Here is a 539-nt window from a genome sequence, read left to right as displayed (position 1 = left end):
TGCGCGGCCGCAGGCCGTCGCGCGGCTGGTGGGGACGGGTCGCCCGCAGCGTCATGCGCCGTCCGGTGGTCTACGCGGTGACGACGGTGGCGCTGCTCGCCGCGCTCGGCGGCCCGTTCCTGCGCATCAACTGGGGCGGTGTCGACGCCGCCGCACTGCCGGCCGGCACCGACGCCAGAGCCGTCGCCGAGACGCTGGAGACGCGGTTCCCCCGCAACGCCACCAGCCCGATCGACGCGGTGGTCACCGGCACGTCCGACCGGGCCGCGATCGACGCGTACGGGGAGCGCCTGGCCGCGCTCCCCGGCGCCGCCGACACGGCCGTGACCGGCAGCGCCGGCGCCACGACGCGGATCGCGCTCCGCTACGACGCCGACCCGTACTCCGGCGCCGCGCGGGACCTCGTCAAGCGGGTCCGGGACGTCCCGCCGCCGGCCGGCGCGCAGGTGCACGTCGGCGGGGCCGCCGCCGACGTCGTCGACGAACTGGCCAGTCTCGGCGGGACGCTGCCGTGGCTCGCGCTGCTCGTCGGCGGCGCC

Annotated in this window: 1 pseudogene; it reads left to right on the top strand. The window is 78.7% G+C overall.

Going from position 1 to position 539, the window contains the following annotated elements:
* A pseudogene (locus tag AF1_RS35590) lies at window positions 1-539 on the top strand (MMPL family transporter); the annotation flags it as partial.

The sequence above is a fragment of the Actinomadura formosensis NBRC 14204 genome, assembly GCF_001552155.1.
In the GTDB taxonomy this organism is placed as follows: Bacteria; Actinomycetota; Actinomycetes; order Streptosporangiales; family Streptosporangiaceae; genus Spirillospora; species Spirillospora formosensis.
Note: the sequence above shows the minus strand (reverse complement) of the source record. Positions and strands in the feature narration are given on the sequence as shown.